Raw genomic sequence first — 22,316 nt, 5'->3', positions numbered from 1 at the left:
GGCGCCCGGACCGCGCCCGGACCCGTACCTCCACGCTACTCCGCCGCCTCCCGTCCCGGGCCGGTCGCCGACCGTAGGATTCCGCCCATGGAACCGCCCGCCGAGCCCTCCCCCGCCGTCCTCGCCCCGCAGACCGCGAGCATCGCCGAGCTGGACGAGCTGGTGGTCCACTGCCGGGCCTGCCCGCGGCTGGTGGCCTGGCGCGAAGAGACCGCGCTGGTCAAGCGACGGGCGTTCCGGGAGCAGGAGTACTGGGCGCGGCCGATCCCCGGCTTCGGGCCGCACGACGCCCGGCTGGTGCTGGTCGGCCTCGCCCCGGCCGCGCACGGCGGCAACCGCACCGGCCGGATCTTCACCGGCGACCCCTCCGGCGACCTGCTGTACGCCTCGCTGCACCGGCTCGGCCTCGCGAACCGGCCGGAGTCGACCTGGCGCGGCGACGGCCTGCGGCTGCGCGGCGTCCGGATCACCGATCCGGTGCGGTGCGCCCCGCCGGAGAACAAGCCGACCAACGCCGAACGCGACACCTGCCGGCCCTGGATCGTCCGCGAGTTCGAGGAGCTCCGCCCCACCGTCCGCGCCGTGGTCGCCCTCGGCGGCTTCGCCTGGCAGGCCGTCCTGCCCGTCCTCGCCGCCGCGGGCTGGCAGGTGCCCCGCCCCAAACCGGTCTTCGGCCACGGCGCCCACGCCGTCCTCCCGGCCGCCGACGGCGGCCCCGAGCTGCACCTCTTCGGCTGCTTCCACGTCAGCCCCCGCAACACCTACACCGGCCGCCTCACCCCGGCGATGGTCGACGAGCTCCTCCGCGAGGCGGCCACGACCGCCGGGCTGTAAGCCGACACGGAACCGATCAGGGGCTCGGGAGAGCCCCGCCAGGGGCTCGGGGAACGGCGAGCCCGGGGCTGCTGACGGTGCACTGCCGTGGCGCGCATCTGCTTCTGGTTCCTGTTACGGCACGCAGCAGCACGGACACTCCGATGGGCTCCGACCGCCAGCAGCACGGCCCCGCCGTTCCCCGGGCCCCTGGTGGTGCATGCTCCCCGGGCCCCTGGTGGTGCATGCTCCCCGGGGCCCTGGCTCTCCCTCAGCGCAGCTTCTTCGGGCGGCGGGCGGCCTGCTCCCAGACCTGCGGCAGCAGCTCGCGGGCGAAGCCGAGTTCGGCGGTCTGCCGGCCGTAGAGGACGCCGTAGCCGAAGCCGCCGTCGGAGAGGGTGCGCAGGGTGTCGCGGGCGACGACGGCGTCCTGGTGGCGGCCGAGGACGTTCTGGAGGGCTTTCATCCGGCGGGTGAAGGAGCGGGCGGGGCGGCCGGCGGCCTCGCCGGCGTAGCGGGCGCGCTTGGCGGCCTTGCGGGCGTCGTGCAGGGCGCGTTCGCGGGCGGGGCCGTCGGGGGTGCTGCGGGCGACGGCGAGCCGTTCCGCGGTGCGGCGGTGTTCGCGGCGCAGGGTGCGGGTGAGTTCGGGCCCGTAGGGCCGCGCGGCGCGGGAGTTGAGGGGCGGGTCGGCGGCGAGTGCGGTGAGGGTGGCGAGCAGGCGGCGGAAGCGCCGGTCGTCGAGGGCGGCGAGGACGCGGGTACGGGCGTCCCGGGTCTCGCGGGCGTGCCAGGCGGCGAGTTCGGCGCGGACGCGTTCGCGGTCGGTGCCGGGGGGCAGTTCGCGGGCCTGGGCGAGCAGGCGGGCGCCGAGCACCTCGGTGTCGCGGGCCGGTCCGAGGGCGCGGCCGAGCCGGCGCAGTTCGTTCTCGGTGGCGGTGTGGTCGCCGCGCAGGTGGCGCCGGTGGGTGCGCAGGGCGCTGCGCAGGCGGCGGGCGGCGACGCGCATCCGGTGGACGGCGTCGGGCCGGTCGGCCCGGACGTCGGGTTCGAGGGCGGCGAGTTCGGCGGTCTGGGTGCGCAGGCGCGCGGCGATGGCGTCACCCGCGCTGCCGTCGGTCCGGTGGGCCACGTCGTCACCTCCTTCCGTGCCGTCCAAGGGTAGGACGGTCACGAACGCCCCGGGCGGTGCGGCGCGCCGGGCGTCTGCCGTCGGCTAAACGGGGGGCGGCGGGCGGGGCGGGTGCGCAGACTGGTCGGCATGGATGTCATCGAGGTGCTGCCCGGTCTGCGGATGCTGGTCCTCCCGGTCGGTGCGGCCTACCTGTGGTCGGACGGCCGGGAGTTGACGCTGGTGGACAGCGGGCCGGTGGGTTTCGAGGATCGGGTCGCGACGCTGGTGGAGTCGGTGCCGGGCGGGGAGTTGGCGCGGATCGTGCTGACCCACTGGCACGAGGACCACACCGGCGGCGCGGCCCGCCTGGCGGCGCGGTACGGGGGCGTGCCGGTGGTGGCGCACCGGGCGGAGGCGCCGGTGATCCGGGGCGAGGCGGTGGGGGCGCCGCCGGTGCTGGAGGAGTTCGAGCGTCCGATCCGGGCCTCGGTGCCGGAGCTGCCGCCCGCGCCGCCGTGCCCGGTGGACGTCGAGGTGGTGGACGGGGACGTGCTGCCGTTCGGCGGCGGGGCCCGGGTGGTGGGGGTGCCGGGGCACACGGACGGTTCGCTGGCGCTGCACCTGCCGGGCCCGGACCTGCTGTTCACGGGTGACGCGGTGGCCAACGTGGGGCGGGCGATGCTGGGCGTGTTCAACACCGACCGGGCGCGGGCGATCGGCTCGCTGCACCGGCTGGCGGAGCTGGGCGCCGCGAACGCGGTGTTCGGGCACGGGACGCCGCTGGTGGGGGACGCGGCGGCGGCCCTGCGCGCGGCCGCGGCGGAGTGCTGACCCGGGGCGAGGCCGTCACCTACTCCTGACGTCGCGCCGAACACACCGCCCGGCAGGCGTTCCCGGCGTTCGTCTCGGCAACGGGCCCGCGGCGCCTGCGCGTCGGGAGCTGAGTACGGATGCTCATGCCGTCCCCTCCCCCTTGCGGCAGAATCTGCCGTCGGATCGCGCGGGGGCACGGAGAGGACGTGGATCGGTGGACTCGACCGAGGTGCAGGGAAGCCCTGTTCGGGGAGCGGCGGGGGCGAGCCGGTGGCGGGCGGTGGTCTCGTCCCGGGCGGGCCGGGCGGCGGCGGCGGGGGCCGGGGTCGGACTCTTCTGGATCGCCCTGACCTTCGTGTCGTGGAACGACTACTTCACCTGCGACGACCAGGTGCAGTGGGGCTGCCTGGGGGCGGCCCTGCTGTTCCTCGGGGCGCTCCTGCTGGCCAGTCTCCTGATGAGCTGGCTGGTGCTGCGGCTGGTGGGCGTCCGCCCGGCCTGGCGGGTCGTCGCGGCGGCCGCCCTGCTCTTCTGGGCGGTGACCCGGCTGGGCCGGGTCCTGGGCTCCTGGGAGCTCCCGGAGGCGACGCTGCCGGTCACCTCGGCCGCGCTGTTCGCGCTCGCGGCCGCACTGACCGCGTCCGGGCCGCGGCTGCGCAGGACGCGCATCGTCCTGCTGGGCCTGCTCGTCCTGTACTCGCCCCTGGCCCCGGCCTTCGGCGTGCACCTCTGAAGCCCCTGGTGACCGCCCGCCCCGCTGTCGGCGGGCTGTCGGCGGGCTGTCAGTGGGATGACAGCGGCCTGTCGGCGCGCTCCCGCACGCTCTGAGGAGACGGGCGGCAGCGCCACGGCGGCAGTGCGGACGGCATCGATGCACCGCGACGCCCACCGCAATGCCCACCCCGGCATCCGTTCTGATACTCGTCCCGAGAGGAGGCCGCCATGACCGGCACCGAGACCACCACTCCCGCCGCCGCCGCCGCGGCGCCGCGCACCTATCCGTCGCTGCGTGCGGCGTGGATCCCGATGGCCGCGCTCTGCCTGGCCTTCTTCGTCGAGATGGTCGACAACACGCTGCTGTCCATCGCCCTGCCCACCATCGGCCGCGACCTGGGCAGCGGCACCACCGCACTGCAGTGGGTCACCGGCGCCTACTCGCTGACCTTCGGCGGCCTGCTGCTGACCGCCGGCTCGATGGCCGACCGCCTCGGCCGTCGCCGCGTCCTGCTCACCGGCCTGGCCGCATTCGGCCTGCTGAGCCTGGCCGTCGCCCTGGTCACCGGCACCGGACAGCTCATCGCCCTGCGCGCCGGCCTCGGCATCGCCGCCGCCGCCATGGCCCCCATCACCAACTCCCTCGTCTTCCGCCTCTTCGACGACGCCGCCCTGCGCATGCGCGCCATGACCGTCATGATCGTCGTCGGCATGTCCGGCTTCGTCCTGGGCCCCCTGCTCGGCGGCACCGCCCTCGCCCACGTCGCATGGCAGTGGCTGCTGCTCGTCAACGCCCCCATCGCCCTGATCGCCGCCATCGGCGTACGCCTGGGCGTCCCCGCCGACCGCCCCGAAGACCTCACCCGCGACCGCCTCGACCTGCCCGGCGCCGCCCTCAGCGTCGCCGCCATCGGCCTGGCCTGCTACAGCCTCACCAGCGGCGTCGACCACGGCTGGACCTCCCCCGCCACCCTCGCCTCCGTCCTGGGCGCCCTCACCGCCGCCCTCGCCTTCATCCGGCACGAGCGCCGCACCAGCGCCCCCATGCTCGACCTGAAACTCTTCACCAACGGCACCGTCCGCGGCGCCGCCATCGCCCAGATGGGCACCGCCATCGCCATGGCCGCCGTCATGTTCGGCCTGATCCTGCACTTCCAGTACGCCTACGGCTGGAGCCCCGTCAAAGCCGGCCTCGCCAACCTCCCCATCATCGTCACCATGCTCGCCGCCACCCCGCTGTCCGAATGGCTCGCCAAGCGCCACGGCCACCGCATCGCCTGCCTGGTCGGCGCCGCCTGCCTGGCCACCGCCCTGGCCGGCCTCGCCTGGGGCGTCTACCACGGCTACCCCGCCATCGCCGCCTCCATGGTCGTGATGACCATCGGCCTGCGCACCGTCATGACCATCTGCGCCATCGCCCTGGTCGAGAAGATGCCCGACAACCGCACCTCCATCGGCACCGCCCTCAACGACACCGCCCAGGAAATCGGCAGCAGCATCGGCACCGCCGTCGTCGGCACCCTCATCGCCGCCCTCGTCACCACCCAACTGCCCGCCGGCACCTGGGACCACACCCTCACCACCTCCTTCTTCCACGGCGAACGCATCACCTACACCGTCCTCGCCGCCGCCGTCGGCCTCATCACCGCACTCGGCGCACTCACCCTCACCGACTCCCACACCACCGAAGAACACCCCGCCTAACCACCCCCGGCAGACCCCGGGCCCGGGTCAGCCGGTCTCGGGGGCGAGGCCCTGCTCGGCGAGCCAGTCGAGCTGCTTGCCGGGGGTGGAGCCGTAGCCGCCGCCGTGGTCGGCGAAGCGCCAGACTTCGATGGCGGCGGGGCCGCCGTAGCGGTGGTAGGCGGCGAAGACGGTGGAGGGCGGGCAGACCGGGTCCATCAGGCCGACGCTGAACAGCGCGGGGGCGGTGGCCCGGGGGGCGAAGTGGACGCCGTCGAAGTAGTCGAGCGTGGCGAAGGTCCGCTCCTCCTTCTCCCGGCTGTGCCAGCGCAGGTACCGGGCGATCTCGGGGTAGGGACCGTCGCCCGCCATCTGCACGGCGCGCCGGAAGTGGCACAGGAACGGGACGTCGCTGAGCAGGGCGGCGACCTGGCCGGGGGCGAGCGCGGCGACGGCGAGGGCGAGGCCGCCGCCCTGGCTGGCGCCGGAGACGACCGCGCGGGCGGGGTCGGTGCCGGGCAGCCGCGGGAGGGCGTCGAGGGCGCGGACGCAGTCGGTGACCAGGCGGCGGTAGTAGTAGTTCGCCGGGGAGTCGATGCCGCGGGTCATGAAGCCCTCGGCCCACTGGGTGCCGTCGCCCTCGCCGCGGTCGGGCGTGTCGTGGCCCTGGCCGCGGCTGTCGACGACCAGGTGGGCGTAGCCGGCGGCGGGCGGCAGCAGGTGTTCGCCGGGCAGGGCGCGGCCGCCGCTGTAGCCGATGTACTTGACGACGACGGGCAGCGGTCCGGTGGTGCGGCGGGGCAGGATCAGCCAGGCGGCGACGGGTTCGCCCCGCCAGCCGGGGAAGCGGACGTCGTACACGTCGAAGGCGGTGAGGCGGGTGTCGGTGCGCAGGTCCGCGGTGACCGGGCCGTCGGCGGCGCGGGCGGTGGCGAGGGTGTCGGCCCAGAAGGCGTCGAAGTCGGCGGGGGCGGTGAGGTCGGGGCGGTAGCTGCGCAGGTCGTCGAGGTCGAGGTCGGTGAGCGGCACGGTGTTCAGCTCCGGGTGGGGTCGAGGTGCAGGGGGGTGGGGTGTCCGGCGCGCAGATCGAGGTGGAGCGGGGGCCGGTCGGGGTCGGTGCCGAGGTGGACGGTGACGCTGCGGTCGGTGTCGGCGAGCAGGACGGCGTCGACCCGGCCCCGGGCGGTGTCCCAGTCGAGGGTGGTGAGGGTGGTGCGGCAGCGGGTGCGCAGGCCGCGCACGGTGCCGCGGGGCAGTTGGGCGGGCGGGGCGGGGAGCAGGACGATCCGCTCGGGGGTGGAGTGCAGGAGTGCCTCGATCAGCACGCCGGGGAGGGTGTGGGCGGCGTCGGCGTTGTAGACGTCCAGGCCCGGGTAGTGCGAGCTCATCAGGGAGGGGTGGAAGAAGCGGCCGCGCAGGACGGCGTCGAGCGCCTCGCCGAGCAGGTCGGCGTCGCCGAGGCGGGCGGCGGTCAGGGCTCGGTGCAGGTGGCCGTGGGCGGAGTGGTTCTCGCTGCCGCGCAGGTGGAGGGCGCGGCGGGCGGCGGCGGCCAGGCCGGGGGTGTCGAGCGGGTTGATCTCGCCGAGCGGCCAGACGGGGTGCAGGTGGCTGAGGTGGCGGTGCTGCTGGTGGTCGGGGGCGGCGGGCCAGGCCCATTCGGCCAGGGCGCCGTCGGCGTTGACCCGGTAGGGGGGCAGCCGGTCGGCGGTGCGGTGGTCGCGGGTGGCGGTGAGGGTGTGGCGGGCGGCGGCGAGGTCCATGGCGGCGTTGACGCTGATCGGGCTGTCGGCGCCGAGGGGGGTGTTCTCGGGCGAGTAGGAGGGGACGAGCAGCAGGCGGCCGTCGGGGCCGGTGCGGGTGAGGAAGGCGCGGTAGAAGTCGGCGGTCTCGGCGAGGGCGGGGCGCACCAGCGTGTCGGCGAGGGCGGTGTCGCCGGTGGTGTCGACGTGGTCGAGCAGGGGTTGCAGCAGCCAGTGGGCACCGGCGGTCCACAGGTGCAGCGGGTGGTCCTCGCTGTAGTGGTAGGCGTGGCCGGAGCGGCCGTCGGTGTGGGCGGGGGCGACGAGGCCGGGCAGGCCGAACAGGCGGCGGGCGTTGCTCCGCCAGTCGTCCAGCTGCCGGGCGACGAAGGCGGCGTGGGCGAGGCCGACTTCGGGGAGGGCGGCCGCGGCGGCGGAGGAGACCTGGAGGTTGAGGTTGGCGTCGCAGGTGAGCGCGCCGCTCCAGGCGGTGTCCCAGGAGCCGGTCCACAGGCCGGTGAGCCGGGGCGGCAGGACGCCGGCGGAGCTGAGCAGGTGGTACCGGCCGGCGTCGAACAGCCGCTCCAGCAGGGCGGGTCGGTGGGTGTCCGGGTCGGCGAGCAGGGCGGAGCCGGGCAGTGCGCGGTGTTCCTCGGGGGCGCCGAGGTCGAGGTCGACGCGGTCGTAGGCGGGGGTGTGCCGGGCGAGGTGGCGTTCCAGCAGGTCGGGGTACGGGTGGTCGGGGAGGGCGGGCGGGGGCGGGTCCTCCCAGGGGTGGACCCGGGTGAGCAGCAGGACTTCGGCGCAGCCCTCGGCGTGCACGGCGGCGTCCTCGGTGGCGTCCTCGGTGCGCAGGGTGCCGCCGGTGGCGCGGACGTGCGTCCAGCAGGTGTAGCCGTAGCCGGAGCCGCCGGGGTAGCGGACGTCGGTGCGCAGCACGGCCCCGCCCGGTTCGGCGGTGGCGGTGGTGCGGACGTCCGATTCCTCGGGGGCGCCGTCGAGTTGCCAGTGGTGGGTCAACCGGACGGCGCCGGTGCGCACTTCGCGGTGGACGATCAGGTCGTCGGCGCGCGAGGCGAAGGTTTCGGCGTACCGGCCGTCCCAGCGGGTGGCCAGGACGCCGGTGCGGTGGTCGACTTCGCGCCGGTAGCCGCCGACGGGGGTGGCGGGGCGGCGTAGCCGGAGGGCGAGGGCGGGGTGGAAGGGGCGGACCCACTGGAGCGGTGCGGTGACCTGCCGGGCGACGGCCTCCCGGGCGCGGCCGGTCAGGACGGCGTCCCGCAGGTCCTCCAACTGCCCTGCCAGGTCGGGGGCGAGGGCCTGTTCGCCGCCGTTGGGGCGCAGCAGCAGGTGGTGGTTGACCACGATCAGTTCGTCCCGGGTGCGGCCGTGCGCCATGGCACCGTGGGTGCCGTTGCCGGTGAGGAAGGCGTCCTCCCAGCGGGCGGCCGGGGCGGGTTCCCAACTGCCGCGTCGGCGCGGGCTGTTCACGGGGAGGCCGTTCACGGGGTGGCCGGGCGCAGGACGGCGGCGCCGTGGCGCTCCAGGGTGAGGGTGCCGGTGCCGGGCTCGCCGGTCAGCAGGTCCTCCCAGTGGCCGGGCAGGTCGCAACTCGCCTGCTCGGGGCCGTGGTTGAGCAGGAACAGCAGTCCGCCGCGGCGGACGGCCTCGACTCCGGCGGGCAGGCCCTCGACGGCCGGGCGCAGTCCGGCCTCGCGGGCGGCGCGGGTCAACAGGGCCCGCAGGGCGCCGGGTTCGGGGCGGGTGGAGAGGTACCAGGCGGTGCCCGCGCCGTACGCGTGCCGGGTGACGGCGGGGAGTCCGGCGAGTTCGCCGTCGCCGTAGCGGGCCACGGTCTCGGCACCGGCGGTCTCCAACTCCTCGGCCCACAGCGAGCCTTGGAAGTCCTCGGTTCCGGTGCACCGCAGGGTCTCGCCCTCGTTCAGCGGCCACCACTGGTGGACGGCGGCGAGGCCGAGCACCTCGCGCAGCCGGGCGTCGACGCCGCCGGGGCGGATCCGGTCCTGGTGGTCGGCGACGCCGGTGAAGTAGCCGGTCACCAGGGTGCCGCCGGAGCGGACGTAGCCGGCGAGGTTGTCCAGGGCGGCGTCGGTGAGCAGGTAGAGCGAGGGGATGACGACCAGGCGGTAGCGGGTGAGGTCGGCGGCGGGGTGGGCCAGGTCGGTGGTGTGGTTGGCCTCCCACAGGGCGCGGTGCCAGGCGGTGACGTTCTCCCGGTAGTCGAGCAGTTCGGAGGGGCGGCCGGGCTGTTCGCTCGCCCACCAGGCGTCCCAGTCGTGCAGCAGGGCGGTCCCGGCGGTGACGGCGGTGCCGCAGACAGCGGGGCCGAGCCGGTCGAGGTCGGCGCCGAGCGCGGCGGCCTCGCGGTACACCCGGTTGCCGGGGCCGGAGTGCGGGAGCATCGCGGAGTGGAACTTCTCGGCGCCCTGCCGGGACTGGCGCCACTGGAAGAAGCAGATCGCGTCGGCGCCGCGGGCGACGGCCTGAAGCGACCAGAGCCGGTTGAGGCCGGCCGGCTTGGGGCGGTTGACGGGGCGCCAGTTGACGGCGCCGGCGGCCTGTTCCATCAGCATCCAGGGGCCGCCGGCCATCGAGCGGGCCAGGTCCTGGACGAGGGCGCCGTGCTGGGCGCCGAGGGCGTCGGCGGGGTCGGGGTAGACGTCGAGCGCGACGACGTCCTGCCGCTCCGCCCAGGCCCAGCCGTCCTGGCCGCGCCAGAACGGCATGTGGTTGGTGGTGACCGGGATCGCGGGGCTGTGCCGGGCGACGATGGCGTGCTCGGCGGTGTAGCACTCCAGCAGGGCGTCGGAGGTGAAGCGGGCGAAGTCGAGCAACTGGGCGGGGTTGCGGATGTACTGGGCCTGGCGGGGCGGCAGGATCTCGTCCCACTCGGCGTAGTGCTGGCTCCAGAAGGCGGTGCCCCAGGCGGAGTTGAGCTCGTCGAGGGTGCCGTACCGGTCCTGCAGCCAGCGCCGGAAGTGCGCGGCGGTCTCGTCGCACCAGCAGTGGGTGCCGTACTCGTTGTTGACGTGCCACAGGGTGAGCGCGGGGTGGGTGCCGTAGCGGGCGGCGAGCTGCTCGGTGACGGCGGCGGCGCGGCGGCGGTACTCCGGGGAGGAGGCGCAGAACTGGTTGCGGGAGCCGTACCAGACGGTGGTGCCGTTCTCGGCCCGCGGGAGGGTCTCGGGGTGGCGGTGGCCGAGCCACGGCGGCGGGGAGGCGGTGGGGGTGGCCAGGACGACGCCGATGCCGGCTCCGTGCAGCAGGTCGAGCAGGCGGTCGAGCCAGCCGAAGTCGTAGGCGCCGGGGGCGGGTTCGATCCGGGCCCAGGAGAACACGCCGACGGTGACGCTGGTGACGCCGGCCTGCCGCATCAGCCGGACGTCCTCCGGCCAGGTCTCCTCGGGCCACTGCTCGGGGTTGTAGTCGCCGCCGTAGAGGATGCGGCCGCGGGTGGCGTCGTTCAGGTCGGGCATGGGGGTGTTCCTGTCCGTTCAGTCGCCCGGGCGGAGGGGCTGGAGTTCGAACCAGTCGAAGTGCGCGGTGCCTTCGGCGGCGTAGAGGCCGATGACCCGGCCGGTGAAGCCGCCGGCCACCTCGGTGGTGAGGTGGCGGCCGTCGAGGGTGGCGAGCGGCTCAAAGGTGCCGTCCGGCCGTTCGAAGCCGAGGGCGAGGGCGTCGGGTCCGGTGCGCGGGCCGCGCGGGGCGGCGGGGGCGGTCTCGACGCGCAGCACCACGTCGGGGTGCGGGAGTTCGCGTTCGGCGGCGACGGTGACCTGCCCGCCGAGATGGGTGACGACCCGGACGCGCCGGCCGTCGGCTTCGACGGTGTAGGCGTGTTCGTCGTCGAGGCGGACGGCGAGGCCGCCGGTGCCGTCGGCGGTGTCGAGCCGGGTGCGGGCGCGGACGGCGTGGTGCTGCTGGCGACGGCCGGTGAAGGTGTCGTCGACGTGGCCGTCGCGGGCGTGCAGGGTGAGCCGGCCGGGGCGCTGCGCGGTGGTGACGCGGTCGGCGGGGCGGTCGCGGACGGAGAGCCACTGCGGGGGCAGCGGGCCGTCGAAGTCCTCCCGGCCGGGCTCGGCCGGCCAGGGGTGCAACTCCCAGGGGATCTGCGGGAGTTCGACGGGCACTTCGGCGATCACCGGCCACTCGTCGACCCAGCTGACGGGCGTCAGGTAGGTCTCGCGGCCGAGCGGGTGCCAGCCGGGGGTGCCGCCGCGCGGGCGGACGCCGAGCAGCAGGGCCCACCAGCTGCCGTCGGGGCCCTGGACCAGGTCGGCGTGGCCGGTGTTCTGGATCGGGCTGGGGCGTCCGGCGTGGGTGAGCAGCGGGTTGTCCGGGCAGGGCCGGTAGGGGCCGTCGGGGCGGCGGGCGCGGGCGATCGAGACGCTGTGGGCGCGTTCGGTGCCGCCCTCGGCGATCAGCAGGTACCACCAGTCGCCGATCCGGTACAGGTGCGGCGCCTCGGGGGCCTGCCGGGTGCCGGACCACAGCGGGCGGGGCGCCTCCAGGGCCCGGCCGGTGGCCGGGTCGATCCGCAGCTGGGCGATGCCGGCGACGGTGCACCAGCAGGTGCCGTCCTCGTCCCAGGCCAGGTCGGGGTCGATGCCGGGGACGTCGGGCAGCCGGACGGGCGCGGACCAGGGCCCGGCCGGGTCCGCGGCGGTGACCAGCAGGTTTCCGGTGCCGACCTCGGTGGTGATCAACCAGAACCGGCCGTCGTGGTGGCGCAGGGTGGGGGCGTGGACGCCGCCGGAGGAGGGGGTGCCGGGCGGGAGCGGCAGGTCGGCGAGGGCGTTGCCGATCTGCCGCCAGTGGACCAGGTCGCGGCTGTGCAGGATCGGCACGCCGGGGTGGTACTCGAAGCTGGAGCAGGCCAGGTAGTAGTCCGCGCCGACCCGGCAGACGCTCGGGTCGGGGTGGAAGCCGGGGACGACGGGGTTGCGCGGGCGGTCGGCCGTCACGGGTGGCGCTCCCTCCTTCGGGCGGGTGGGACGGGGGTGAGCAGCGGTCCGCTGCTCTGCCGGGGGGTGAGGACGGGGGTGAGCAGGACGAGTTCGTCCTCGGGGTCGGTGCCGCGTTCGGCGGCGGCGATCCGGCGCATCACCTGGTCGACGGCGACCCGGCCGAGTTCCTGGGCGGGGCCGGTGACGGCGGTGAGGCCGGGGGCGTACTGCTCGGCGAGCTGTTCGGGGCAGAGCGCGACCACCGAGGCGTCCTCGGGGACGGTGCGTCCGCTGGTGGGCAGCAGTTGCAGCAGCGGGCCGATGGCGTTCTCGTTCTGCACCACGAAGCCGGTGGTGTCGGGGCGGTCGGCGAGGATGCGGGCCAGGGTGCCGGCCGTGGATTCGTAGGTGCCTTCGCAGGGGCGGTGCAGGAATCTCAGGCCGCGTTCGAGGGCGCGCTCCCGGAATCCGGTCAGGGTGCGTTCGGCGTAGCCGGCGTGCCGGTGGTAGACGGCGGGCGCGTAGCCGATGAAGGCGACGTCCCGGTGGCCGAGGTCGGCGAGGTGGTCGGCGCACTGGGCACCGGCCGCGGCGAAATCGTGGTCGACGCAGGACAGGCCGGAGCTGTCGGCGGGCAGGCCGATCATCGAGGCCTGGATGCCCTGTTCGCGCAGGACGGGGATGCGTTCGTCGTCGAGTTCGACGTCCATCAGGATGACCCCGTCCGCCAGGCCGCTGGCGGCGACCCGGCGGACCCCGTCGGGGCCTTCGTCGTTGGTGATCAGCAGCACGTCGTAGCCGTGCTGGCGGGCCGCCATGGTGACCGAGACGGCGATCTCCATCATGATCGGCACGTACACGTCGGTGCGCAGCGGCACGACGAGGGCGATGATGTGGGAGCGCCGTCCGGCGAGCGCGCGGGCGCCGGCGTTGGGGTGGTAGCCGAGTTCCTCGACGGCGTGCTGGACGCGGCGGCGGGTGGCCTCCGAGATCGAGCGCTTGCCGCTGAGCACGTAGCTGACGGTGCTGGGCGAGACGCCCGCGTGCCGGGCCACGTCGGCGAGAGTCACCATGGGTGCGGTTCCTGCTTTCCTGGTCGTTGGGGTGTGCGGCCCCTGTGGCGCCAGGTTACTGACGCCGGGTGGTGCGTGGTTCCCGCCGTCCGGCCGCGGTGGTTCAGCCCTTGACGGCGCCGGTGAGGACGCCGGTGCGGAAGTGCTTCTGCATGAACGGGTAGACCATGAGCAGCGGCACCAGGGTGAGGACCACGACGGCCATCTGGAGGGTGAGCGGCGCGGTCTGCGCGTTGGCGGCGCCGAAGCCGGAGTTGACGGACCCGGGCAGGCCGTTGCCGCGGTTGACGTAGGTCAGCAGCACGTACTGCAGCGGCCACTTCTCGGCCGAGGTCGGCATGTAGAGCATCACGTTGAAGAACGAGTTCCAGTAGCCGACGGCGTAGAACAGGGCGATCACCGCGGTGACGGCCCGGGAGGTGGGCAGCACCACGGACCACAGGATCCGCCAGTCGCCGGCGCCGTCGAGCCGGGCGGCGTCGATCAGGTCGGCGGAGGTGGTGGAGTAGAACGAGCGCAGCACCAGGATGTTGAACACCGACACCGCGCCGGGCAGGACCAGCGACCACCACCGGTCGTAGCCGCCGAGTCCGGTGACGACCAGGAAGGTCGGGATCAGGCCGCCGCTGACGAACATGGTGACGATCAGCAGGGTCAGGATCGGGCGGTGCGCGAAGGACTCGGAGCGGGACAGGCCGTAGGCGGCCGTCACCGAGACGGCCATCGAGACCAGGGTGCCGACGATCGTGATCGCGAAGCTGACCGTCAGGGCGGTGCGGACGGTGCCGTCGCCGAGCATCTGCCGGTAGGCGTCGAAGGTGATGCCGTCGGGCCGGACCACCAGTCCGCCGGCCCGGTTGACGGCGCCGGGGGTGGAGACGCTGGTCAGCGCGATGATCCAGAGCGGGACGGCCACGGCGGCGATCACACCGGCCAGGGTGACGCCCTTGGCGCCCCGGCCGACCAGGGTGGGCGGCTCCTCCCAGGGGGCCCGCCCGGCCCGGGCGCGGGGGCGGCTCTGCTTGGGAAGCCCGCCCGGCCAGGGCGCGGGGGCGGCGGGCGCCGGCGGTGCGGCGCCCTCGCGGGCGGTGGTGGGTGAGTGGCTCATCTGCGGTACAACCCGTCCTCGCCGAAGGCGTGCGCCAGCTTGTTGGCGCCCCAGATCAGCAGCAGCGAGATGACGCTCTTGAAGAGGCCGGCCGCGGCGCCGAAGCTGTAGTTGCCGGTGGCGATGCCGTAGTAGAAGGAGAAGGTGTCGAGCACGTCGGCGGATTCGTGGCCGACCGCCTCGCGCTGGATCAGGAACTGCTCGAAGCCGACGGTCAGCGCGTTGCCCAGGCGCAGCACCAGCATCAGCACGATCACGCCGCGCAGGCCGGGCAGGGTGATGTGCCACGTCCGGCGCCAGCGTCCGGCGCCGTCGACCGCGGCCGCCTCGTACAGGTCGGTGTTGATGGCGGCCAGTGCGGCGAGGAAGACGATGATGCCCCAGCCGGCCTCCTTCCAGATCGCCTGCGAGGTGACCAGGAGGGCGAAGGTGTGCGGGTTGGTGGTGATGTCCCAGGGGGCGATGTCGTTCTGCCGCAGGAAGTGGTTGAGGATGCCGGCGCCGCCGAGCATCTGCTGGAAGATCGTGATGGCCAGCACCCAGGAGAAGAAGTGCGGCAGGTAGACCACGGACTGGACGAAGTTGCGCAGCCGTTCGCTGAGCACTGTGTTGAGCAGCAGGGCCAGCGCGATCGGAACGGGGAAGAACAGCACCAGCTGGACGAGGCTGAGCCAGAGGGTGTTCTTCAGCGCCCCCCAGAACAGCGGGTCGTGGAACAGCTGTTGGAACTGCGCGAGGCCGGCCCATTCGCTGTCGCGCACGCCGACCAGCGGGTCGTAGTACTGGAACGCGGTGACCAGGCCGAACAGCGGCGCGTAGTTGAAGACCAGCAGCAGGACCACGGCCGGGAGGGTCATCAGCAGCAGCGTCCGGTCGCGCCGCAGCCTGACCCGCCAGTTCGGCCGGACGGCGCCGTTCCTCCCGCTGGTCCTGCGGCCCGGGGTGCCCTCGCCCCGCTCCGATCGCGCCGTGCTCACTGACCCGTTCCGTACTTGCTCAGGACGTTGTCGGTCATCCACTGCTTGAGGCGGTCGCCGCCGCCGGACTTCCAGCCGGAGATGGCCGCCTGGACGTCGGACACCTTCTTCTTGCCGTGGTAGCAGTCCTTGATGGTGTCCTCGACGGCCTGCGCGGTGTCGATGGTCGCGATGTTCTGCGGCATCGAGATGTTCATGTTCCAGAACAGCGGCTTGTAGAGGTACTTGACGTTGGCGGCCTGGAAGGCGGCGATGTCCTTGGTGACCTGGTCGGCGCCGGGGTTGGAGATCACCGAGGAGGCGGTGGCCAGGAACGGGTAGGTCTGCGCCTGGACGTCCTTCTTGCCCTCGTCGTTGGCGGTGGGCACGCCGTCGACCCGGGTGTAGTGGGTGCCCTCGACGCCGAAGTTGACCATCGTGTACTCGGCGGTCCCGTACGGCGCGGCCAGGTAGTCGGCGACGGCGAGCAGTTCCTCGATCTGCTCGGGCTTCAGCTTGGCGTTGAGGTAGCTCATCATGGTGGTGGAGGAGCCCATGAACAGCGAGGGCGTGGCGCCGGCCTTCGCGGTGAGGAAGTCGAACGAGCCGCGGCGGAAGCCGGGGGTGGCGGCGGTGCCGGACAGGTGGTCGGCGAGGTTCCAGGCGCCGGGGCCGCCGCCCTGGATCAGGGTCTTGCCGGCGTAGAAGCGGGTGTTGGCGTCGGCGTTGTTGCCGGCGACGGCGTCGGGGTGCAGGTAGCCGGCGGTGGCGAGCCTGTAGTGCCAGTCGAGCGCTTCCAGCAGTTCCGGGGTCTCGTACTTGTGGACGAGCTTGCCGTCGGCGAGCTTCCACTTGTTGGGGACGCCGAAGAACGGGAAGAGGTAGGTCCACACGTCGTCGAAGGCCCAGGTGCCGGCCTTCTCGTCGGTGAGCTCCTTGCCCAGGTTCATCAGGTCGTCGAGGGTCTTGACCTGGTCCGCGGTGATGCCCCTGGCCTCCAGGACGTCCCGGCGGTAGAAGGTGGTGCCGGCGATGGAGAAGCCGGTGGAGAAGACCGGGATGCCGTAGAGCTTGTCGCCCCAGATGCCGGCCTGCCAGGCGCCGGTGGGGATGGCGGCCAGGTTCGGGTACTTCTCGACCTTGTCGCCGGCCAGGTGGGGGGTGAGGTCGGCGAACTGGCTGGCGGCGAGCTCGCCGACGTTGAAGTTCGAGTTCCACCAGGTCGGGAGCTGGATCCAGTCCGGCAGCTTCTTGGCCGCGGTCATGGTGGGGATGATGGTGGCGTAGTTGTTGCCGTCGGCCGGCTTCATCTCCATCGTGACGCCGAGGGCCTTGTTCATCGCGGTGTAGAACGAGTTGCCCGCGGGCGGGACGGTGCCCCACAGCGGGGTGACGGCCGTGTAGCTGCCGCCCTTGCCGGGCACGCCGGAGACCGTGGCGACCGGGCTGGCCGGGTAGGTCAGGAAGGCCGGGTCGGTCACCGCGCCGTCCGCGCCGGAGACCGAGGGGATGTCCGGGGTCACGGAGGTGCTGGCGGCGAAGGCCGGCAGGGCCGACTTGACGCCCTCGGCGGAGTTCGCGCCGGTCTTGTGCTTCGAGCCGCCGCCCCCGCAGGCGGCCAGCAGGGGGGTCATCGCCGCTGCTCCGGCGACGGAGACCGCGGCGGTGACGAAGGATCTGCGGTTCAGCTCGGTTCTCATGGTGGGGAGGCCCTTCCGCGACGCCCTGCACCGGGCGCTGTCGAAGCGCTTGACTGTCGAAGCGCTTGATGTTGCGGCGACACTAACGGCGCGTTTCCGGTTAGACAAGTGCCTGGACAAATCCATTCCCCGTATTGCTACAGGGAGTTGACACGGTCGATGCTTCGTGTCAGCGTCGATTCGCTTCGATGACCGACCGCACCGCACCATCATCCTGGGGTGAGCCCGTTGAGTTCCCCGTCCCCCTCCGCCGCCGAGACCCCGGCCGAGCGGTACCCGTTCCGCGATTCCGCGCTTCCGCTGGACAAGCGCGTCGACGACCTGCTGTCCAGGCTCTCCCCCGCCGAGCGCCTCTCGATGCTCCACCAGTACGCCCCCGCCGTGCCCCGCCTGGGCATCGGCGCGTTCCGCACCGGCGCGGAGGCCCTGCACGGCGTCTCCTGGCTGGGCACGGCCACCGTGTTCCCGCAGGCCGTCGGCCTCGGCGCGAGCTGGGACGAGGAGCTGGTCCGCGAGGTCGCCGAGGCGACCTCGGTCGAACTGCGCGCCTTCCACCACCACCGCTCCCCCGCCGTCGCCCCCGACCGCGGCCCCAACAGCCTGCAGGCCTGGGCCCCGGTGCTGAACCTGCTGCGCGACCCGCGCTGGGGCCGCAACGAGGAGGGCTACTCGGAGGACCCGGTGCACGCCGCCCGCCTCGGCGAGGCATTCTGCCGCGGCCTGGCCGGCGACGACCCGACCTACCTGCGAGCCGCCCCGGTGCTCAAGCACTTCCTCGCGTACAACAACGAGGACGACCGCTGCACCACCTCCTCCGGCCTGCGCCCGCGCGTCCTGCACGAGTACGACCTGGCCGCCTTCGAGCCCGCGGTCGCCTCCGGCGCGGCCACCGGGGTGATGGCCGCGTACAACCTGGTCAACGGCCGCCCCTGCCACGTCTCCCCGCTGCTGCGGACCGAGCTGCGCCGCTGGGCCGAGCCGACCGGCCGGGAGCTGTTCGTGGTCTCCGACGCCGAGGCCCCGTCCAACCTGGTCGACCCCGAGCACTACTTCGACGACCACGCCGAGGGCCACGCCGCCGCGCTGAAGGCCGGCATCGACTCCTTCACCGACCACGGCGAGGACAGCGCGACCGTCCTCGGCCGGCTCCGCGAGGCCCTGGAGCGCGGCCTGATCGACCAGCAGGACGTCGACCTCGCGGTCCGTCGGCAGTTCGAACTGCGGTTCCGGATGGGCGAGTTCGACCCCGAGCTGGACCCGTACGCGAAGATCGGCGCCGAGGTGGTCGACAGCGCCCCGCACCGCGCGCTGGCCCGCCGGGCGGCCGCGGAGTCGACCGTGCTGCTGAAGAACACCGGCCTGCTGCCGCTCACCGACCCGACGAAGAAGATCGCGGTGATCGGCCCGCACGGCGACGCGCTGTTCGAGGACTGGTACTCCGGCACGCTGCCCTACGCGGTCACCGTCGCCGACGGCCTACGCGCCCGACTCGCCCCCGCGGGCGGTGAGTTGACGGTGCACGAGGGCATCGACCGGGTCCTGCTGCGGGCCGCCTCCACCGGCGAGCCGCTGAACGGCACCGCCTTCGACCTCGGCGACTGGGGCCTGGGCGTGCTCACCCTGCGCGCCGCCGACAGCGGGCGCTTCCTCTCCGTCCGGGAGGACGGCTCGCTGGCCGCCGACCGGACCGTGGTCAAGAGCTGGGACGTGCACGAGACCTTCCGCCTGGTCGAGGCGGACGGCGGGGCCGTGCTGCTGCAGTCCGTGCTGACCGGCCGGTACGCGGCCGCCGCGGCCGACGGCACCCTCGCGGTCACCGCCGAGGACGCCGCCGGCGCCGAGCGCTTCACCCGCGAACTGCTGCGCGACGGACGGGCGGAGGCCGTCGCCGCGGCCGTCGGCGCCGACCTCGCCGTAGTGGTGCTGGGCAACCACCCGCTGATCCACGGCCGCGAGACCCTGGACCGGCCGGGCCTGGCCCTGCCGCCCGCCCAGGAGGAGCTGCTGAAGGCGGTCGCCGCCGTCCGCCCGGACACCGCGCTGATCGTGATGAGCAGCTACCCGTACGCCGTCGACTGGGCCGACGAGCACCTGCCCGCCGTCCTGTGGACCTCGCACGGCGGCCAGGAGACCGGCCACGCCCTCGCCGACGTGCTGTTCGGCGACGCCGACCCGGCCGGGCGCCTGCCGCAGACCTGGTACCGCGGCGACGACGAGCTGCCGCACCCGCTGGACTACGACATCATCCAGGCCGGCTGGACGTACCAGTACCACCGGGCCGCGCCGCGCTACCCGTTCGGCCACGGCCTGTCCTACGGCACCTTCCAGTACGGCGAGTTGGAGGTCGAGGAGGCCGTCCTCGGCCAGGACGGCACGGTGCGGGCCGCGCTGACCGTCAGCAACACCGGCACCCGCGGCGGCACCGAGGTGGTGCAGCTGTACGTGCAACCGCTGGAGGCCCGCTACCAGGCGCCGCGCCGCAGGCTGGCCGACTTCCGGAAGATCACCCTGGCGCCCGGCCGGAGCCGCCGCCTGGTCTTCGACCTCCCGGCCGCCGCGCACCTGGCCCACTGGGACGTCGCCACCGGCGCGTTCGCCGTCGACCCGGGCCGCTACCGGCTGCTCGCCGGCGCCTCCGCCGAGGACGTCCGGGCCACCGCCGAACTGACCGTCGAGGGCCCGGCCCCCGCACCCCGCGCCGTCCTGGGCCGGCGCACCGCGGCGGCGGACTTCGACGCGCACCGCGGCATCGCCCTGGTCGACGCCAGCCGGACGGACGGCGATGCGGTCACCCCCGCCGGATCGGATGCCGAACTCTTGTTCTCCACGGTCGAGTTGACCGGCGCCCGGCAGGTGTCGGCGGAGGTGGCACTGGACGGTGCGGACGGCACGGACGGCGCGGACGCCGCGGACGCCGCCGAGCTGGAGTTCGCGGTGGACGGGCAGGTGCTCGCCGCCCTCGCCGTCCCGCCCACCGGCGGCCGCTACGCCTGGACGACCGTCACGGCCGCGCTGGACGGCGCGCCGCACGGCGTGCACGACCTGCGGGTCGCCCTGCGCGGGCCGGTCCGGCTCGCCGCCTTCACCGTCGCCTGACCCGGCGCCGGTGAGCCGACCGCCCCGGGAGCGCGACCCGCTGCCGCCCCCGGGGCCGGGCGGGGCCGCGCCCACGCGCACCTGACCGCCGTGGGCGCGGCCCCGCCGCACCCTGCCTGCCCTTCCGCTTGGAGATCCCCCGATGAAGTTCACCGACGGCTACTGGCTGATGCGCCCGGGCGTGACCAACCGCTACGCCGCCGAGGTGGCCGACCTCCGCACCGAGCCGGACCGGTTCACCCTCTGGGCGCCGCTGCGCCGGGTCGCCAACCAGGCCGACACGCTCAACTCCCCGCTGCTGACCGTCGATTGCCACTCCCCCGCCGAGGGCGTGATCGCCGTCCGGTTCACCCACCACGCCGGATCGGTGCGCCCCGGCGGCGGCTTCGAGCTGGTCGGCCGCACCGCCGGCGCGGGCCGGGTGGTCCGGGACGGCTCGGCGGTCGAACTCCGCTCCGGCGCACTGACGTTGCGGGTGGACACCGCGGGCCCGTGGCGGGCCGACTTCCGCTCCGGCGGCGAGGTGGTCACCTCGCTGGGCGAGCGCGGCCTCGGCTTCGCCGTCGACGCCGACGGCAGGCACCACATGGTGGCCCAACTGGCGCTCGGCGTCGGCGAGTCGGTGTACGGCCTGGGCGAGCGGTTCACCTCGTTCGTCAAGAACGGCCAGACGGTGGACATCTGGCAGGCCGACGGCGGCACCAGCAGCGAACAGGCGTACAAGAACGTCCCGTTCCACCTGAGCAGCCGCGGCTACGGCGTGCTGGTCAACCACCCCGGACGGGTCTCGTACGAGGTGGCCTCGGAGGCCGTCGGGCAGGTGCAGTTCAGCGTCGAGGACCAGTCGATGGAGTTCCTGGTCTTCCAAGGCCCCACCCCCAAGGAGGTGTTGGCGCGCTACACCGGTCTGCTCGGCCGTCCCGCGCTGCCGCCCGCCTGGGCGCTGGGCCTGTGGCTGTCCACCTCCTTCACCACCGACTACGACGAGGCCACGGTCACCCGGTTCACCCGGGGCATGGCCGAGCGCGGCATCCCGCTGAGCGTCTTCCACTTCGACTGCTTCTGGATGCGCGGCTACCACTGGAGCGACTTCGTCTGGGACCCGGACACCTTCCCGGACCCGGCGGGCATGCTGGCCCGGCTCAAGGAGCAGGGCCTGAAGCTGTGCGTGTGGATCAACCCCTACCTGGCGCAGCGCTCCGAGCTGTTCGAGGAGGGCCTGCGCAAGGGCTACCTGGTGCGGCGCGCCGACGGCACGGTCTGGCAGTGGGACCTGTGGCAGCCGGGGATGGCGCTGGTGGACTTCACCGACCCGGCGGCGACCGCCTGGTTCACCGGGCGGCTGCGCCGACTGCTCGACCAGGGCGTGGACTGCTTCAAGACCGACTTCGGCGAACGCATCCCGACCGACGTGGTGTGGCACGACGGCAGCGACCCGGAGCAGATGCACAACCTGTACGCCCAGCGGTACAACGAGGCCGTCTTCGAGCTGCTGCGCGCGGAGCGCGGCGAGGGCGAGGCGGTGCTGTTCGCCCGGTCCGCGACGGCGGGCGGCCAGCAGTTCCCGGTGCACTGGGGCGGCGACTGCGAGTCGACGTTCACCGCGATGGCGGAGTCGCTGCGCGGCGGCCTGTCGCTGGGCCTGTCCGGCTTCGGGTTCTGGAGCCACGACATCGGCGGCTTCGAGGGCACCCCGACCGAGGCGCTGTTCAAGCGCTGGGTGCAGTTCGGCCTGCTGTCCTCGCACAGCCGCCTGCACGGCTCCAAGTCGTACCGGGTGCCGTGGGACTACGGCGAGGAGGCGGTGGAGGTCACCCGCGCCTTCACCCGGCTCAAGCACCGCCTCGCCCCCTACCTCCAGCGCGCCGCCCAGCAGGCCCACCTGGACGGCACCCCGGTGATGCGGGCGATGCTGCTGGAGTTCCCCGCCGACCCGGCGGTGGCGGCGCTGGACCGGCAGTATCTGCTGGGCGACGACCTGCTGGTGGCACCGGTGTTCACCGAGGACGGCACGGTGGAGTACTACGTGCCCGAGGGCGTCTGGACGAACGTGCTGACCGGCGCCGAGGTCACCGGCCCGCGCTGGGTGCGCGAGCGGCACGGCTTCGACACCCTGCCGCTGCTGGCCCGTCCGAACTCGGTGCTCCCGCTGGCCGCCGACGACTCCCGCCCGGTCTCGGACTGGGCCGACGGCGTCACCCTGCTGGTGCACTCCTTCGCCGACGGCGCCGTCCGGGAGGTGGTCGTCCCGGAGGCTTCCGGTACCGGCGCGGCGGCCCGCTTCACGGTGCGCCGCGCGGGCGACCGGCTGCTGGTCTCCACCGACAGCGCCAAGCCCTGGAAGCTGCGGCGCGCGGGCCGCGAGCACGCCTTCCCGGCCGGCACCGCCGAGGCCGAACTCCCGCTGCTCTGACGGCGGTTCACACCTCCCCGGGGGCGGGGCCGCGCCTCCGGGGCGCCCGCCGTCCGACCTCGGGGCGCCCACCGTCCGACCTCAGGCAGCCCGTCCGTCCGACCTAGGGCAGCCCGTCCGTCCGACCTCG

The 22,316-nt window shown here is 74.1% G+C and carries 15 protein-coding genes; 6 read left to right on the top strand and 9 right to left on the bottom strand.

The features are described 5' to 3' along the window. Nucleotides 1–87: 87 nt before the first annotated feature. Nucleotides 88–834: a uracil-DNA glycosylase gene (locus tag HUT16_RS35645; RefSeq protein WP_176192131.1), complete on the top strand. Its 747-nt coding sequence runs from the start codon at nucleotides 88–90 to the stop codon at nucleotides 832–834. 250 nt (nucleotides 835–1,084) lie between these two features. Here the strand turns inward: HUT16_RS35645 and HUT16_RS35640 are convergent, their stop codons facing one another. Beyond that, nucleotides 1,085–1,942, bottom strand: coding sequence for a CHAD domain-containing protein (locus tag HUT16_RS35640; RefSeq protein WP_176192130.1), 858 nt, complete (start codon nucleotides 1,940–1,942; stop codon nucleotides 1,085–1,087). 129 nt (nucleotides 1,943–2,071) lie between these two features. Here HUT16_RS35640 and HUT16_RS35635 point away from each other — a divergent pair, with 129 nt between their 5' ends. From HUT16_RS35635 to HUT16_RS35625, 3 genes are all read left to right on the top strand, one after another. Then, entirely contained in the window at nucleotides 2,072–2,755 is a 684-nt protein-coding gene (locus tag HUT16_RS35635) for an MBL fold metallo-hydrolase (protein WP_176192129.1), read from the top strand. 196 nt (nucleotides 2,756–2,951) lie between these two features. Beyond that, complete coding sequence (locus tag HUT16_RS35630; RefSeq protein ID WP_176192128.1) at nucleotides 2,952–3,470, top strand: hypothetical protein; 519 nt, start codon at nucleotides 2,952–2,954, stop codon at nucleotides 3,468–3,470. A 209-nt stretch (nucleotides 3,471–3,679) separates the two neighbouring features. Further along, on the top strand, nucleotides 3,680–5,155 hold the full coding sequence (locus HUT16_RS35625) for an MFS transporter (protein ID WP_176192127.1): 1,476 nt from the start codon (nucleotides 3,680–3,682) through the stop codon (nucleotides 5,153–5,155). A 27-nt stretch (nucleotides 5,156–5,182) separates the two neighbouring features. Here the strand turns inward: HUT16_RS35625 and HUT16_RS35620 are convergent, their stop codons facing one another. The 8 genes from HUT16_RS35620 to HUT16_RS35585 form a co-directional block, all read right to left on the bottom strand. Further along, a complete protein-coding gene (locus HUT16_RS35620) occupies nucleotides 5,183–6,163 on the bottom strand; it encodes an acetylxylan esterase (protein WP_176192126.1) in 981 nt (326 codons plus the stop codon). 5 nt (nucleotides 6,164–6,168) lie between these two features. Next, the gene (locus HUT16_RS35615) at nucleotides 6,169–8,364 is read right to left on the bottom strand and encodes a glycoside hydrolase N-terminal domain-containing protein (RefSeq protein WP_254898158.1); all 2,196 of its coding nucleotides are present in this window, start codon (nucleotides 8,362–8,364) and stop codon (nucleotides 6,169–6,171) included. Between the two features lie 11 nt (nucleotides 8,365–8,375). Then, a complete protein-coding gene (locus tag HUT16_RS35610) occupies nucleotides 8,376–10,370 on the bottom strand; it encodes a beta-galactosidase (protein ID WP_176192125.1) in 1,995 nt (664 codons plus the stop codon). Nucleotides 10,371–10,388: 18 nt separating this feature from the next. Continuing rightward, nucleotides 10,389–11,858 carry a glycoside hydrolase family 43 protein gene (locus HUT16_RS35605; protein WP_176192124.1) on the bottom strand — a complete coding sequence of 490 codons (1,470 nt, stop codon included), beginning with the start codon at nucleotides 11,856–11,858 and terminating at the stop codon, nucleotides 10,389–10,391. Then, nucleotides 11,855–12,913 (bottom strand): LacI family DNA-binding transcriptional regulator, encoded by a 1,059-nt coding sequence (locus HUT16_RS35600; protein ID WP_176192123.1) that lies wholly within the window; start codon nucleotides 12,911–12,913, stop codon nucleotides 11,855–11,857. Before HUT16_RS35600 ends, HUT16_RS35605 begins: the two co-directional genes overlap by 4 nt. A gap of 103 nt (nucleotides 12,914–13,016) precedes the next feature. Continuing rightward, complete coding sequence (locus tag HUT16_RS35595; RefSeq protein WP_176192122.1) at nucleotides 13,017–14,021, bottom strand: carbohydrate ABC transporter permease; 1,005 nt, start codon at nucleotides 14,019–14,021, stop codon at nucleotides 13,017–13,019. Beyond that, a complete protein-coding gene (locus tag HUT16_RS35590) occupies nucleotides 14,018–14,998 on the bottom strand; it encodes a sugar ABC transporter permease (protein ID WP_254898157.1) in 981 nt (326 codons plus the stop codon). The genes HUT16_RS35595 and HUT16_RS35590 overlap by 4 nt, the downstream gene beginning before the upstream one ends. Beyond that, complete coding sequence (locus tag HUT16_RS35585) at nucleotides 14,995–16,677, bottom strand: ABC transporter substrate-binding protein (protein ID WP_176192121.1); 1,683 nt, start codon at nucleotides 16,675–16,677, stop codon at nucleotides 14,995–14,997. The genes HUT16_RS35590 and HUT16_RS35585 overlap by 4 nt, the downstream gene beginning before the upstream one ends. A 219-nt stretch (nucleotides 16,678–16,896) precedes the next feature. Here HUT16_RS35585 and HUT16_RS35580 point away from each other — a divergent pair, with 219 nt between their 5' ends. Further along, on the top strand, nucleotides 16,897–19,773 hold the full coding sequence (locus HUT16_RS35580; protein WP_368662725.1) for a glycoside hydrolase family 3 C-terminal domain-containing protein: 2,877 nt from the start codon (nucleotides 16,897–16,899) through the stop codon (nucleotides 19,771–19,773). A 142-nt stretch (nucleotides 19,774–19,915) separates the two neighbouring features. After that, nucleotides 19,916–22,186, top strand: a complete 2,271-nt coding sequence (yicI, locus tag HUT16_RS35575) for an alpha-xylosidase (protein WP_176192120.1) — start codon at nucleotides 19,916–19,918, stop codon at nucleotides 22,184–22,186. The last annotated feature ends 130 nt before the right edge of the window (nucleotides 22,187–22,316 follow it).

This window comes from Kitasatospora sp. NA04385 (genome assembly GCF_013364235.1).
Lineage (GTDB): Bacteria > Actinomycetota > Actinomycetes > Streptomycetales > Streptomycetaceae > Kitasatospora.
The sequence above is the reverse complement of the archived record's forward strand: the minus strand, read 5'-3'. Positions and strand labels throughout refer to the sequence as shown.

What these genes read in the sequence shown, in the direction of transcription:
- HUT16_RS35600 (WP_176192123.1), bottom strand. Translation starts at nt 12,913, where the DNA reads ATGGTGACTCTCGCCGACGTGGCCCGGCACGCGGGCGTCTCGCCCAGC.
- HUT16_RS35645 (WP_176192131.1), top strand. Translation starts at nt 88, where the DNA reads ATGGAACCGCCCGCCGAGCCCTCCCCCGCCGTCCTCGCCCCGCAGACC.
- HUT16_RS35625 (WP_176192127.1), top strand. Translation starts at nt 3,680, where the DNA reads ATGACCGGCACCGAGACCACCACTCCCGCCGCCGCCGCCGCGGCGCCG.
- HUT16_RS35610 (WP_176192125.1), bottom strand. Translation starts at nt 10,370, where the DNA reads ATGCCCGACCTGAACGACGCCACCCGCGGCCGCATCCTCTACGGCGGC.
- HUT16_RS35635 (WP_176192129.1), top strand. Translation starts at nt 2,072, where the DNA reads ATGGATGTCATCGAGGTGCTGCCCGGTCTGCGGATGCTGGTCCTCCCG.
- HUT16_RS35585 (WP_176192121.1), bottom strand. Translation starts at nt 16,677, where the DNA reads ATGAGAACCGAGCTGAACCGCAGATCCTTCGTCACCGCCGCGGTCTCC.
- HUT16_RS35595 (WP_176192122.1), bottom strand. Translation starts at nt 14,021, where the DNA reads ATGAGCCACTCACCCACCACCGCCCGCGAGGGCGCCGCACCGCCGGCG.
- yicI (WP_176192120.1), top strand. Translation starts at nt 19,916, where the DNA reads ATGAAGTTCACCGACGGCTACTGGCTGATGCGCCCGGGCGTGACCAAC.